This is a genomic window from Sphingomonas sp. FG14, assembly GCF_057809675.1.
In genome coordinates this window covers 1-11,871 of record NZ_JBMDKK010000037.1, presented here as the reverse complement: position 1 = coordinate 11,871, position 11,871 = coordinate 1, and the positions used below count along the sequence as shown (strand labels likewise).

The 11,871-nt window shown below is 65.7% G+C and carries 14 protein-coding genes; 13 read left to right on the top strand and 1 reads right to left on the bottom strand.

The genetic code is table 11. The features are described from left to right. The first annotated feature begins 418 nt into the window (after window positions 1-418). Entirely contained in the window at window positions 419-1,012 is a 594-nt protein-coding gene (gene ruvA / locus ACODTA_RS29775) for a Holliday junction branch migration protein RuvA (protein WP_489071216.1), read from the top strand. Between the two features lie 191 nt (window positions 1,013-1,203). On the opposite strand, the gene ACODTA_RS29770 is transcribed toward ruvA, so the two are convergent. Next, the gene (locus tag ACODTA_RS29770; RefSeq protein WP_489071214.1) at window positions 1,204-2,304 is read right to left on the bottom strand and encodes a dipeptidase; all 1,101 of its coding nucleotides are present in this window, start codon (window positions 2,302-2,304) and stop codon (window positions 1,204-1,206) included. 107 nt (window positions 2,305-2,411) lie between these two features. Here ACODTA_RS29770 and ruvB point away from each other — a divergent pair, with 107 nt between their 5' ends. The 12 genes from ruvB to ACODTA_RS29710 all read left to right on the top strand — a co-directional run bounded on the left by ruvB (window position 2,412) and on the right by ACODTA_RS29710 (window position 11,724). Next, window positions 2,412-3,443: a Holliday junction branch migration DNA helicase RuvB gene (gene ruvB, locus ACODTA_RS29765; RefSeq protein WP_489071212.1), complete on the top strand. Its 1,032-nt coding sequence runs from the start codon at window positions 2,412-2,414 to the stop codon at window positions 3,441-3,443. A 412-nt stretch (window positions 3,444-3,855) separates the two neighbouring features. Beyond that, window positions 3,856-4,302, top strand: coding sequence for a YbgC/FadM family acyl-CoA thioesterase (locus ACODTA_RS29760; RefSeq protein WP_489071210.1), 447 nt, complete (start codon window positions 3,856-3,858; stop codon window positions 4,300-4,302). A gap of 28 nt (window positions 4,303-4,330) precedes the next feature. Continuing rightward, window positions 4,331-5,011: a protein TolQ gene (tolQ, locus tag ACODTA_RS29755; RefSeq protein WP_489071208.1), complete on the top strand. Its 681-nt coding sequence runs from the start codon at window positions 4,331-4,333 to the stop codon at window positions 5,009-5,011. After that, window positions 5,011-5,451, top strand: coding sequence for a protein TolR (tolR, locus tag ACODTA_RS29750; protein WP_222989321.1), 441 nt, complete (start codon window positions 5,011-5,013; stop codon window positions 5,449-5,451). Before tolQ ends, tolR begins: the two co-directional genes overlap by 1 nt. Next, on the top strand, window positions 5,451-6,320 hold the full coding sequence (locus ACODTA_RS29745; protein ID WP_489071206.1) for a TonB C-terminal domain-containing protein: 870 nt from the start codon (window positions 5,451-5,453) through the stop codon (window positions 6,318-6,320). The genes tolR and ACODTA_RS29745 overlap by 1 nt, the downstream gene beginning before the upstream one ends. Beyond that, a complete protein-coding gene (gene tolB / locus ACODTA_RS29740) occupies window positions 6,317-7,696 on the top strand; it encodes a Tol-Pal system beta propeller repeat protein TolB (protein WP_489071204.1) in 1,380 nt (459 codons plus the stop codon). The genes ACODTA_RS29745 and tolB overlap by 4 nt, the downstream gene beginning before the upstream one ends. 87 nt (window positions 7,697-7,783) lie before the next feature. Beyond that, window positions 7,784-8,302, top strand: a complete 519-nt coding sequence (gene pal, locus ACODTA_RS29735; RefSeq protein ID WP_489071202.1) for a peptidoglycan-associated lipoprotein Pal — start codon at window positions 7,784-7,786, stop codon at window positions 8,300-8,302. Window positions 8,303-8,765: 463 nt separating this feature from the next. After that, window positions 8,766-9,653: a DUF3800 domain-containing protein gene (locus ACODTA_RS29730; RefSeq protein WP_489071200.1), complete on the top strand. Its 888-nt coding sequence runs from the start codon at window positions 8,766-8,768 to the stop codon at window positions 9,651-9,653. Between the two features lie 413 nt (window positions 9,654-10,066). Next, complete coding sequence (locus ACODTA_RS29725; protein ID WP_489071198.1) at window positions 10,067-10,972, top strand: SPFH domain-containing protein; 906 nt, start codon at window positions 10,067-10,069, stop codon at window positions 10,970-10,972. A gap of 10 nt (window positions 10,973-10,982) precedes the next feature. Next, window positions 10,983-11,201, top strand: coding sequence for a type II toxin-antitoxin system antitoxin (locus ACODTA_RS29720; RefSeq protein ID WP_489071196.1), 219 nt, complete (start codon window positions 10,983-10,985; stop codon window positions 11,199-11,201). Continuing rightward, window positions 11,188-11,454, top strand: a complete 267-nt coding sequence (locus ACODTA_RS29715; protein WP_489071194.1) for a hypothetical protein — start codon at window positions 11,188-11,190, stop codon at window positions 11,452-11,454. The genes ACODTA_RS29720 and ACODTA_RS29715 overlap by 14 nt, the downstream gene beginning before the upstream one ends. Window positions 11,455-11,499: 45 nt before the next feature. Continuing rightward, entirely contained in the window at window positions 11,500-11,724 is a 225-nt protein-coding gene (locus tag ACODTA_RS29710) for a hypothetical protein (protein WP_489071192.1), read from the top strand. The last annotated feature ends 147 nt before the right edge of the window (window positions 11,725-11,871 follow it).

Below are 11,871 nucleotides of genomic sequence, written 5' to 3'. Positions count from 1 at the left end.
CGGATTGCTCCGACAGAACATGCCGCCATCAACACCCCCGCTCGGGCTGAGCCTGAACGGTTGGAGGTTACGGATTGCTCTGACAGAACATGCCGCGATCAACACCCCGCTCGGGCTGAGCCTGAACGGTTGGAGGTTACGGATTGCTCCGACAGAACATGCCGCCATCAACACCCCCGCTCGGGCTGAGCCTGTCGGGACGAAGTCGGCCGCAGGCCAACCCCTGTCCTTCCCTAGGGCCGGAGCCGGAAGAAAAGGACAGGGCTTCGACAGGCTCAGCCCGAGCGGCGGGGGGTGTATGATCCCGCCCGCGCAAAACCGGTTCCCACTTTTCCGCGCGATGCAGGTTGTTGGTCGTCGCATCGCTGATGCGCAAAACCGGTTCCCACTTTTCCGCGCGATGCTCTAAGCACCGGTCATGATCGCACAGCTTCGCGGGCAGCTTATCAGCGCCGGTATCGACCATGCCGTGATCGACGTCTCTGGCGTCGGCTATCTTGTCGGCGCGTCTTCCAAGACGCTGGCCGCGCTGGGGCCGACGGGGGGCACGGTCACCATCCATACCGAGATGCTCGTCGCCGAGGATTCGATCCGGCTGATGGGCTTCGCCACCGCCGACGAGCGCGACTGGTTCCGCCTGCTCACCAGCGTGCAAGGCGTGGGCGCGCGCGTGGCGCTGGCGATCCTCTCGACGCTGGCGCCCGCCGAACTCTCCCAGGCCGTCGCGCGCGGCGACAAGGCGATGATCGCGCGCGCCAACGGCGTCGGGCCGAAACTGGCGCAGCGCATCGTGATGGAGCTGAAGGACAAGGCCGGCGGCATCGCGCTCGGCCCCGGCCCGGCGATCCCGATCGCGGGCGGGGCGGCGGCGGACGCGGTCTCCGCGCTGCTCAACCTGGGCTTCAAGCCCGGCGAGGCCGGCAACGCCGTCGCCGCGGCGGAGGACGAACTGGGCGCGGGCGCGACCCTGGACGCGCTGGTGCGGCTGGCGCTGAAAAAGGCGGCGCGCTGAGGGGGGCAGCGCCCCGCGCCATCAGGACCAGGCCCGATCTCCACACCCGCTGGCGATGGCTGGCGCTGAAACACCGGCGCGCCGAGCAGCGGTTCAGCCCCCCCGCCATCAGGATCAGGACCAAGCCCGAACGGAGTGTTGGTGGCGGTGCTTCGGAAGGCCGGTTGAAGGACGTTGAGGGTGGCGCCCCCTCAGCCGCCCCAGACATCCCCGAACAGCCGCAGCAGGTTGCCGCCCAGCACCTTGTCGATCCGCGCCTCGGTCCAGCCGCGCGTCTTCAGGTCGGCGGCGATGCCGTTCATGCGGTCGACATCGTTATAGCCCTCGACGAAATTCATCACGTCCGCCGCCTCGCCGGGCGCGGCGATGCCGCGTTTCGCGCGGTCCTCGTAGAAGGCGCGCTGCGCCGCCCGCGCCTCGTCGTTGACGGTGAAGCCCATCAGCGGGCCGTCCGTGCCGATGCTCACATGATCCTCGCCCGCCACCTTCACCGCATGGTCGAGATGGCGCAGCAGGTCCTCGCGCTGCGGCTGCCCCCCGTTGCGGAGGAAGGGCATCAGGTAGATGCCGACGACGCCGCCCTTGTCGGCCACCGCGCGCATCTCGCGGTCGAAGGTGTTGCGCGGGAAATCGACCAGGTCGCGGCAGCCGGTGTGCGTGATCGCGGGCGGCGCCTTGGCCGCCGCGATCCCTTCCGCGATCGTGCGCTGGCTGGCATGGCTCAGGTCGAGCAGCAGCCGGTTGGCGTTCACCGCCGCGATCACCTGCCGCCCGAAATCGGAAATGCCGCCATTGCCGGGCTCCAGGCAGCCGTCGCCCGCCAGGTTGCGCTTGTTGTAGGTGAGCTGCTGCACGCGCAGCCCCAGCGTCTTGAACAGCGCCACGCGGGAGGCGTCGCCCTCCAGCGCGGTGCTGTCCTGAACATTGTAGATCAGGCCCAGCCGCCGGCCGGCATGGGCGGCGCGCAGGTCCGCCGCGCTGGTGATCTTCATCAGCAGGTCCGGATTGTCGGCGATCATCCGGTCCATGCCGGCGATGCCCTCCACCGCGCGCAGGAACCGGTCCGGGCCGTTGCCCACCTCGCCCACCGTCTGGCTCAAGGCGGTGAGCTTGCCCGCGCGGATCGCCGCGACCACCGCCGGCTCCGTCACCCGCCCGCCTTCGCCGGCGCGGAAGCCGCTGAGCCCGTCGATCATGATCCGCGATCCCGCCGGGGCGGCGGATGCCGCGCGGCCCAGCGCCAGCGCGCCGGCGGCGGCGCCCGTTGCGACAATGAACTGACGGCGATCCATGGCATTCCCCCGATTTTTCGAATCGGAATAGTGTAGCCGCGCGGCATTCCCACTCAAGCATGTTGATGGGGGTTCGACAGCGCCCGGCCTTGCGCTATGGCTGGCGCGTGGAACAGCCCCAACGCATCATTTCAGGCGATCGCCGTCCAGAGGATATCGATGCCGCGCTTCGCCCCAAGTCGCTAGACGAATTTGTCGGGCAAAAGGCGGCGCGCGAGAATCTGCGCGTCTTCATCTCCGCCGCCCGCGCGCGCGGCGACGCGCTCGATCATGTGCTGTTCTTCGGCCCGCCGGGGCTGGGCAAGACCACGCTGGCGCAGATCATCGCGCGCGAGCTGGGCGTGGGCTTCCGCGCCACATCCGGCCCGGTGATCGCCAAGTCGGGCGATCTCGCGGCGCTGCTCACCAATCTGGAGGACGGCGACGTCCTGTTCATCGACGAGATCCACCGGCTGAATCCCGCCGTGGAGGAAGTGCTCTATCCCGCGATGGAGGATCGCGCGCTCGACCTGATGATCGGCGAAGGGCCGTCGGCGCGATCGGTGCGGATCGATCTGCCGCGCTTCACCCTGGTCGGCGCGACGACGCGGCAGGGGCTGCTCACCACGCCGCTGCGCGACCGGTTCGGCATTCCCGTCCGCCTCGCCTTCTACACCGTCGACGAGCTGGAGCGCGTGGTGACGCGCGCCGCCGGGCTGCTCGATCTCTCCATCGCGCCGGACGGCGCGCACGAGATCGCGAAGCGCGCGCGCGGCACCCCGCGCATCGCCGGGCGGCTGCTGCGCCGCGTGCGCGATTTCGCCAATGTCGCGGGCGCGGCCGTCGTCGATGCCAGGGCGGCGGACGCGGCGCTCAACCGGCTGGAGGTGGACCAGCTCGGGCTGGACGCGATGGACCGGCGCTATCTGATGATGATCGCGGACATCTATCGCGGCGGCCCGGTGGGCGTGGAGACGCTGGCCGCCGGCCTCTCCGAACCGCGCGACACGATCGAGGAAGTGATCGAGCCCTATCTGATCCAGCTCGGCCTGATCGCCCGCACCGCGCGCGGCCGCTGCCTCAATTCGCGCGGCTGGAAGCATCTCGGCCTCAATCCGCCCGCCGAAGCCGGACAGGATGGCCTGTTCGACGTGAAGTGAAGCGCGGAACGCGCTCGCGCGCCCGACCCGATCCAGCGCGTCACCCCGGCCCTCGCCAAAGGCGAGGTTCATCCTGAGCGCCTGCTTGCAGGCAGTCGAAGGGCTGCGGTGACGCATGAGGTTGGCAGCCCCGATCAATACCCCCGTTCGGGCTGAGCCTGTCGAAGCCCCTGTCCTTTCCTGAACACCGAAGAAGAAGAAGAAGAAGAAGAAGAAGAAGAAGAAGAAGAAGAACAGGGCTTCGACAGGCTCAGCCCGAGCGGGGGATGAGTGCCCTCGCCACGGGGGACGGGCGCCCCTGGCCACAACGCCATGTTCCCCACCCCCGAAACCCGCCAGGCCAGGATCAATCGTTACGCCCGCGGGGCAAAAGGGGTTGAACGCTTTCCCCCAGCCGCTAGACCCGGCCGCCATGGCGGCACAGCAACCCGACCTGCCTTATCAAGGGCGTTTCGTCGGCAAGGCGCATCATTTCGCGGTGCGCGTCTATTTCGAGGACACCGATTTTTCGGGCGTGGTCTATCACGCCAATTATCTACGCTTCATGGAACGCGCGCGATCGGACATGCTGGCCCGCGCCGGCGTGGACCAGCGCGGCGCGCATGATCAGGGGCTGGGCGTCTATGCCGTGGCGGAGCTGGCGATCAAATATCGCGCCCCCGCGAAACTCGACGACGCGCTCCTCGTTATAAGCGAGGTGAAGGAAATCCGCGCCGCATCCTGCCATATTCATCAGAGAGTCATGCGCGGGGATGAGATAGTCGCGGACGCGCGCGTCGTCGCGGCCTTCCTTTCCCCCAGCGGACGGCCCCGGCGGCAACCGCCTGCCTGGATCGAAGCATTTCAGAGACTGTTGTGAGGATTCCGAAACCGCGATGAATGCCATCATGAGCGCCGACGCCGCCACCCTTTCCCCCGTGGCGCTTTTCCTTCAGGCCGACTGGGTCGTGAAGTTCGTCATGATCGGATTGCTGGCTGCCAGCATCTGGACATGGGCGATCATCATCGGTTTCGCGGCGCGGCTGCGCAAGACGTCGCGCGCCTCCGAGAAATTCGAGCGCGAATTCTGGAAGGCCGAGGATATCGACACGCTGTACAAGATCCACAACAGTTCGGATCTGCCCAGCGCCAAGGTGTTCGCCGCGGGCGTTTCCGAATGGCGACGCTCCACCAACCGCAAGTCGGTGGACCGCGAAGGCACGCGCGCGCGCCTCGCCACCGCGATGGGATCGGCGGCCGCCGGTGAGATCGACAAGCTGGCGGACCGGCTGAACATCCTGGCCACCGTCGGCTCGGTCACGCCCTTTGTCGGCCTGTTCGGCACGGTCTGGGGCATCATGCGCGCCTTCACCTCGATCGCGGCGGAGCAGAACAGCTCGCTCGCGGTGGTGGCGCCGGGCATCGCGGAGGCGCTGTTCGCGACCGCTTTGGGCCTGTTCGCCGCCATCCCGGCAGTGATCGCGTTCAACCGCTTCAGCCACGGCATCAACCGGTTCGAGGCGCGGCTCAACCGCTTCGCCGACGGCTTCCACTCGACGCTGAGCCGCGAGCTGGAGACCGACCGCTAATGGCGATGGGCCCCCTTCCTTCGCAGCGCGGGCGCGGCCGCCGCGCGCCGATGGCGGAAATCAACGTCACCCCGCTGGTGGACGTGATGCTGGTGCTGCTGATCATCTTCATGATCACCGCGCCGCTGCTCGTCACCGGCGTGCCCGTGAACCTGCCGGACAGCCGCGCCGGCGCGCTCGACCAGGACAAGCAGCCGCTCCAGATCTCGCTCGACAATGAAGGCAGGATCTTCATCGACGAGACCGAGGTGCAGGAAGCCGAGCTGGCGACGATCCTCGCCGCCAAGGCCCCGGCCGAGGGCGCGGAAGGCCCGCCGGTGTTCCTGCGCGCCGATCGCACGCTCGATTACGGCCATGTCATGCGCGTGATGGGTGAGCTCAACCGCGCCGGGCTGAACAAGGTTTCGCTGGTCACCACCGGCGCCGAACAGGCGCAGTGATGGATCGCGCCGAACAGACGGGCCTTGGCGTCGCCGTTGTCGGCCATGTCGCGCTGTTCGGCCTGCTTTCGGTCGGCTTCCTCGCGACGCCCAACCCGCTGGACCTGAAGCAGAAGCCGATCGAGGTGACGCTGGCGGACGAGGTGGCGCTGGAAAGCACCGCGCCCGTCGCCAGCCAGGAGGAACCCGCCGCCAAGCTCGCCGAGGAGGAAGGGCCGGTCGAACCGACGCCGCCGCCCGAGCCCGTGCCGGAGCCCACCCCCGCGCCCAAGCCCGTGCCGCGCCCCGCGCCGACGCCGCCCGCCCCCGCGCCGAAGCCGACGCCAAAGCCGGTTCCGGCCAAGCCCGCGCCGCCGAAACCCGCCCCGCCAAAGCCGACCCCGGCCCCCGCGAAGCCCGCGCCCGCGAAACCCGCTCCGGCGAAACCCGCGCCCGCCGCCAAGCCGCAGCCCAAGCCCGCCCGGCCCACCGGCCGGCTCGCCGGGCTGGTCGACGGATTGACCGACCGGCCGACGCAAAGCCGCGTCACCACCCCGCCCGCCGCCGTCGCCGGCCCCGCCGTGCAGGCGTCGCTTCAGGCGGAAATCCGTCGCCAGCTCAAAAGGCATTGGAGTCCCCCGACCGGCGCGGACGTGGAAAAGCTGAAGACGATCGTTCGCGTTCGCCTGGCGCGTGATGGCAGCATCATGGGCCAGCCGCAGGTGATCAGTCAGACGGGCCAGACCGAGAGCAACAGCAGCCAGGCGAAGCTGCATGCCGAACGCGCGATCAGGGCCGTTCAACTGGCCGCCCCCTTCAACCTTCCCGCGGAATTTTATGACGCGTGGAAAGTCATCGACCCCGTATTCGACCTGAGGCTAGGAACATGATCGACAAATCCGTTTTCCGCCATTCACTGGCTATCCTCGTCATCGGCGGCGCATCGGCGACCGCGGCGTCCGCGCAGGTCCAGCCCCCGTCCGTCACCGCGCAACCGGCTGAGTCCGGCTTGAGCGTCGATGTGACGGCGGAGGGGAATGACGACCTCATCATCGCGGTCCCCGCGCTGCCCACGCCGCAATCGATCGGCACCCCCGCCGGCAGCACCGATGCGCTGGGCCGCCAGGTGGCCGACGTGATCGTGGCCGATCTCCGCAATTCCGGCCTGTTCCGCCCCAAGGGGCCGGGCGCGGTGCGCGACATCCAGTTTCCGGAGGTGACCGCGCCGCAATTCCCCTATTGGCGGGGCAGCGACGCGCAGGCGCTGGTGCAGGGCTTTGTCCGCGCCAATGCGGACGGCAAGCTGACGGTGGGCTGCTATCTCTACGACGTCGCGCTGGGCAGCGAACTGACGCGCAAGGGGTTCGAGGTGACGCCCGGCGACTGGCGCCGCGCCGCGCACAAATGCGCCGACGCCATCTATGCCCGGCTTTCGGGCGAAAGCCCGTTCTTCGACAGCCGCATCGCCTATATCGCGGAAACCGGCCCGAAGGGGAACCGGCGCAAGCAGCTCGCGCTGATGGATTCGGACGGCGCGAACCACCGCTTCATCACCAACGGCCAGTCGATCGCGCTCACCCCGCGCTTCTCGCCGGATTACAAGCAGATCGTCTATCTCAGCTATCTCAACAACCGGCCGCGCATCTTCATCTACGATCTGGGCAGCGGCACGCAGCGGCTGGTGACGGAGGGGCAGAACTCGATGTTCGCGCCGCGCTTCTCGCCCGATGGCAAGACCATCCTCTATTCGATGGCGGTCAACGGCAATACGGACATTTATTCGATCCCCGCCGCCGGCGGCACGCCGCGCCGGCTGACCAACGCGCCGGGCATCGATATCGGCGGCAGCTTCTCGCCGGACGGCAGCAAGATCGTGTTCGAGAGCGACCGTTCGGGCGGCCAGCAAATCTATGTGATGAACGCCGACGGCAGCGACCAGCGCCGCATCAGCTTCGGCGGCGGGCGCCACGCGACGCCCGAATGGAGCCCGCGCGGAGACCTGATCGCCTTCACCAAGCTGGCGGGCAATTTCCGCATCGGCGTGATGACGCCCAGCGGCGACGGCGAACGGCTGCTCACCAATAGCTGGCAGGACGAGGCGCCGACATGGTCGCCCAACGGCCGCGTCATCCAGTTCTTCCGATCGACCCAGGGGCGCTCCGGCACCTCCAGCGTGTGGCAGGTGGACCTCACCGGCCGCAACGAGCGGAAGATTCCCACCCCGGTCAATGGATCCGATCCGGCCTGGGGACCGTTGTTGCCCTGAAACGAGTGATTCCCCTATCGTAACGATCCGCCGCGCTGGCGGGCAACAGGGTGGGCATCATTGTCTGACGTGAAGAAGGAGACCGAAATGGCCCGTCTGGGTACGAAGTTCGCACTGGCCGCCAGCCTGACGCTGATGGCGGCCGCGTGCGCGAAGAAGCCGCCGGCGGATGTGGGTCCGCCCCCCGGCCCCGCCGAAACCACGCAGCCCGGCGACACCAGCGGCGTCACCGACGCGCCCGTCCCCGGATCGCAGGCCGATTTCCTGGCGAAGGTCTCGTCTGACCGCGTGTTCTTCGATCTCGACCAGTTCGATATCGATGCGGAGGATCGCGCCACGCTCGACAGCCAGGCCGCCTGGCTCAAGCAATATCCGCGCGTGCGCGTGACGATCGAGGGCCATGCCGACGAACGCGGCACCCGCGAATACAATCTCGCGCTCGGCGAGCGCCGCGCCAATTCGGCGAAGAACTATCTCGCCACGCTCGGCATCGACGCCAGCCGCATCTCGACGATCAGCTACGGCAAGGAACGCCCCGACGCCCTCGGCTCGGACGAAGCCTCCTGGGCCCGCAACCGCCGCGCGGTGACCGTCACGGTGCAATAAGCGCGAACCGGCAAGACCCCGGTTCCGGGATCAAGAACCCTTCCCCGCTTCGTGCGGGGGAGGGTTTTTTGTTGGGGTTGTCTAACTTTCCAGTCACTCATGGAGCACAGGTTCCGCATGCTTTGGTATCGGTTCTGTGGAGGTGACCCGCGACTTTGAACGCCAAGTCTCGATCTTTATATGGGCCATGCCACTGCCCATTGCGGCCAGAGTCTGCCGTTTGCATACCTCGGCCGTCATTACAGAAACTGCACGTAGCGCGGTGAATGCGAGCTCGATCATGCGTCCAGTTTTCATAGACAAAAAAGTTCACTTCGACCTCTCCGATTCTAGCTTATACCTTACGATGTTCGTCCAGTATGCCTTGAATCACTTTACATCATCACCGATCTCAAGCTCGCGGCTAACCTGATTGAACTTGCCTAGTTGACTCTGCTACTTATCTTGTGCTGCGCTGGTCGCTATGACCTCGAAACCACCTGAATATAGCTACGTAGCATACATCGACGAAGCCGGCGACGATGGGTTGAAAGCAGTCAAACCACTATCCTCGCCCGGATCAAGCGAGTGGCTTATTCTCTCCGCCGTAGTCGTCCGCGCGGAGAAGCAAGCGGCGGTCACCCAGTGGGTTGAAGCCATCAAGGCCGAATTTCGTAACCACCAACGCCCCGATATTCACTTCTCTGGCCTCAACCCTGCCAAGCGTCTGAAAGCGTGTCAGATGATGGCCGAGCTAGATGCGAGATATTTCGTAGTCGCGTCCAACAAGAAGAACATGGAAGGCTACGAGAATCCGTTCGCGGGCAAAATTCCATCCTCTAACTGGTTCTATTGCTGGATGACACGCCTCCTGCTTGAGCGTGTCACAAAGTTTGTGCACGATCTGGCTATCAAGGAACATGGCAAAGCAAAGGGCCTGCGCGTGGAATACAGTGCTCGCGGTGGTCTTCGCTACTCGCAGATGTCCGCATATTATGAGTGGATGAAGCTTAAGAAGCACAATCCATTTCTGCCTTGGGGCAAAATCTATTGGGACGTGATGCATGCGAACCTGTTACACGTTTACCCCCACTTAGATCGCGAAGGGCTGCAACTCGCCGATGTTGTCGCCAGCGCATTCTTCAAGGCGTGCGACAAGCATGACACCGGTGCTTGCGACCCATCGTTTGCTAAGGCGTTGAAACCCCGGATGGCGAGAGAACCTGATAAGTTGAGAGGTCAGATTGCTGGATATGGCGTCAAGCTGATGCCCAGCCTGAGGAAGGCAAAGCTCGATCGCGACCAGGCCGCGATCTTCAAATTCTATGGCTACCCAAATCAGTGGTGGTGCCCGGAAGCGTTTAGCGACTAACCATTAAGCCCGATTATCGTCGTATCAAGCGTATCAGTCGATGCCGCTGGAATACGAATACCGACGACCCGACGACCGGCGCACCACCATAACGGTGTCTCATAAGGCTTTCTTTAAGTCAAGATTCATCCATTGATTCCATTAACTTAATAGAAGCCATTGATAATGAATCGGTTTATCCACAAACGCAGGCTTACGCATCAAGCCGCCAATTTGGTGATGCATTAGTTGTCAGTGCATTGGCGGCACCCTGATGGCCATCAACGCCGTTTGCGAAGCTATGCCCATCCGCTTGCACTGCGTTTTCTTCCTAAGGATCAAACCTCCGCACTCTCTCACACTCCCCCCAACGATTCCGCTTGCCATCCGCCCGAACTCGATATTAATATGATATCATAATTCTGGAGGACATGATGACACACGGATCTCCCACCGCGCTCAATGCCAGCGTCGAACGGCGGGCGGGCACGTTCAGCGGCTATCTGATGCTGGTCGCGCTGCTGGCGGTGACGGCGCTGGGTTTCTACGCCTTCTCGCTGCTGGTGGGCAGCGAACAGCCGCCGCTGGGGCCGGTGCTGTTCTTCGTCGCCACGGTGCTGGTGTTCTGCTTCATCTCGATCGGCTTCTACATGATCCAGCCCAATCAGGCGGCGGCGATCCTGCTGTTCGGCGATTATCAGGGCACCGATCGCGCCACCGGCCTGCGCTGGCGCTGGCCCTGGCTGAGCCGCACCAAGATCTCCGTGCGCGTGCACAACATCACGTCCGAACGGCTGAAGGTGAACGATCTGCGCGGCAACCCGATCGAGATCGCGTCCAACGTCGTCTGGCGCGTCACCGATACGGCGCAGGCGCTGTTCGACGTCGACGATTACAAGCAGTTCGTCCATATCCAGATCGAAAGCGCGGTGCGCGCGATCGGTTCGCGCTATCCCTATGACGATATCGAGCACAAGGAAGTGACGCTGCGTTCGGATGCCGACCAGGTGAGCGAGGAACTGCGCGTCGAGTTGCAGGAGCGCGTGGCCGCGGCGGGCGTGACGGTGGACGAATGCCGCCTGACCCATCTGGCCTATGCGCAGGAGATCGCGCAGGCGATGCTCCGCCGCCAGCAGGCGGAGGCGGTGATCGCCGCCCGCGCCCGGCTGGTGGAGGGCGCCGTCTCGATGGTGCAGCTCGCGCTCGATCAGCTTTCGGCGAAGAATGTCGTCGAGCTGGATGACGAGCGGCGCGCGGCGATGGTGTCCAACCTGATGGTGGTGCTGTGCGCCGAACGCGATACGCAGCCGGTGGTCAATACGGGCTCGCTGTACCAATAAGCCCCGGAAGATGACGACCACGCCCCCCAAAAAGCCGTTCGCGCTTCGCATGGAGCCCGCGCTCCATGCGGCGCTCGAACGCTCGGCGGCCGCCGATCTGCGCAGCGTGAACGCTCAGATCGAGGTGCTGCTGCGCGAGGCGCTGGCGCGGCGGGGCGTGAAGGTGGCCGCCCCCGAACAGCGCACGCGCGGCCGCCCGCCCAGGGAGACTGACGATGCCCAGGATTGATAGCCCCTTCCGCCCGCGCAAGGTGCGCCCCGGTTACTGGTTCGCGCGGCGGCGCTGCGGTTTCGGCGGCACCCCCGCCACCTGGCAGGGCTGGCTGGCGATCGCGATCTTCCTCTGCCTGTTGCTGCTGGCGGTGAATTTCCTGCCGGGCAAGACCGCCCAGGGCGCCGCCGCCTTCGCGCTGATCGCGGTGTTCGTGACGATAAGCTGGATCAAGACCGACGGCGGCTGGCGCCTGGGCGACGATGACTGAGCATCGCCGCCGGCGCCCCGCGATGATCGCATGATGGAAGAACCGATGGCCGACCCCAATCTCCTGATCGCCCTGTCCGCCGTGTCGGGCATCGCGATCCTCGCCTTTTGCGCCCTGCGCGGCTGGCGCGGCTGGCTGGAACTGAAACGCGCCGAACTGGACCGAAGGGATGGCGACATCGCGCCCCAGGCAGGATCGCGCATCGAGATCGCGAACCTGAAGGAACGCATCCGCAAGCTGGAAGCAATCGCGGCGGGGGTGGATCTTTAGCGGCCAACAGCCGTTCGGGCCGGGCCACCCATGGCACCGCCACCACCATCCGCTCGGGCTGAGCCACACATGGCACCGCTACCACCATCCGCTCGGGCTGAGCCTGTCGAAGCCCTGTCCTTCTGTTGCGGTGTCAAGGAAAGGACA

Excerpts from the sequence above, each read along its gene's own strand:
- ruvA (WP_489071216.1), top strand. The coding sequence starts at position 419 with ATGATCGCACAGCTTCGCGGGCAGCTTATCAGCGCCGGTATCGACCAT.
- ACODTA_RS29770 (WP_489071214.1), bottom strand. The coding sequence starts at position 2,304 with ATGGATCGCCGTCAGTTCATTGTCGCAACGGGCGCCGCCGCCGGCGCG.
- ACODTA_RS29760 (WP_489071210.1), top strand. The coding sequence starts at position 3,856 with ATGGCGGCACAGCAACCCGACCTGCCTTATCAAGGGCGTTTCGTCGGC.
- tolQ (WP_489071208.1), top strand. The coding sequence starts at position 4,331 with ATGAGCGCCGACGCCGCCACCCTTTCCCCCGTGGCGCTTTTCCTTCAG.
- tolR (WP_222989321.1), top strand. The coding sequence starts at position 5,011 with ATGGCGATGGGCCCCCTTCCTTCGCAGCGCGGGCGCGGCCGCCGCGCG.
- ACODTA_RS29745 (WP_489071206.1), top strand. The coding sequence starts at position 5,451 with ATGGATCGCGCCGAACAGACGGGCCTTGGCGTCGCCGTTGTCGGCCAT.
- tolB (WP_489071204.1), top strand. The coding sequence starts at position 6,317 with ATGATCGACAAATCCGTTTTCCGCCATTCACTGGCTATCCTCGTCATC.
- pal (WP_489071202.1), top strand. The coding sequence starts at position 7,784 with ATGGCCCGTCTGGGTACGAAGTTCGCACTGGCCGCCAGCCTGACGCTG.
- ACODTA_RS29730 (WP_489071200.1), top strand. The coding sequence starts at position 8,766 with ATGACCTCGAAACCACCTGAATATAGCTACGTAGCATACATCGACGAA.
- ACODTA_RS29725 (WP_489071198.1), top strand. The coding sequence starts at position 10,067 with ATGACACACGGATCTCCCACCGCGCTCAATGCCAGCGTCGAACGGCGG.
- ACODTA_RS29720 (WP_489071196.1), top strand. The coding sequence starts at position 10,983 with ATGACGACCACGCCCCCCAAAAAGCCGTTCGCGCTTCGCATGGAGCCC.
- ACODTA_RS29715 (WP_489071194.1), top strand. The coding sequence starts at position 11,188 with ATGCCCAGGATTGATAGCCCCTTCCGCCCGCGCAAGGTGCGCCCCGGT.
- ACODTA_RS29710 (WP_489071192.1), top strand. The coding sequence starts at position 11,500 with ATGGCCGACCCCAATCTCCTGATCGCCCTGTCCGCCGTGTCGGGCATC.